This window comes from Brevibacillus sp. SAFN-007a (assembly GCF_051967035.1).
In the GTDB taxonomy this organism is placed as follows: Bacteria; Bacillota; Bacilli; order Brevibacillales; family Brevibacillaceae; genus Brevibacillus.
Map to the genome: position 1 here is coordinate 1 of NZ_JBQCKK010000062.1, position 657 is coordinate 657.

Consider the following 657-nt stretch of genomic DNA (forward strand, 5'->3'; position numbering starts at 1 on the left):
AGGGCGACGAGTTAGAAACTCCGTACATCAAGGGTGGTATCCCACCGACAGCTCCACAGAGGCTGGCGCCCCTGCTTCTCAGCTTCCCACCTATCCTGTACATGATGCACAAAGTTCCAATACCAGGCTACAGTAAAGCTCCATGGGGTCTTTCCGTCTTGTCGCGGGTAACCTGCATCTTCACAGGTATTATGATTTCACCGGGTCTCTTGCCGAGACAGCGCCCAAGTCGTTACGCCTTTCGTGCGGGTCGGAACTTACCCGACAAGGAATTTCGCTACCTTAGGACCGTTATAGTTACGGCCGCCGTTTACTGGGGCTTCGGTTCAAAGCTTCGCTTGCGCTAACCCATCCCCTTAACCTTCCAGCACCGGGCAGGCGTCAGCCCCTATACTTCGCCTTGCGGCTTCGCAGAGACCTGTGTTTTTGCTAAACAGTCGCTTGGGCCTTTTCACTGCGGCCCCCTCGGGCTATGAACCCTACCGGGGCGCCCCTTCTCCCGAAGTTACGGGGCCATTTTGCCGAGTTCCTTAGCAAGAGTTATCCCGCGCACCTTAGGATTCTCTCCTCGCCTACCTGTGTCGGTTTGCGGTACGGGCACCTTGTTCCTCGCTAGACGCTTTTCTTGGCAGTGTGAAATCAGGGACTTCGGTACTT

The 657-nt window shown here is 55.7% G+C and carries 1 rRNA gene; it reads right to left on the minus strand.

The window, feature by feature from the left end:
• A 23S ribosomal RNA gene (locus tag ACTHO6_RS21200) occupies positions 1–657 on the minus strand; the annotation flags it as partial.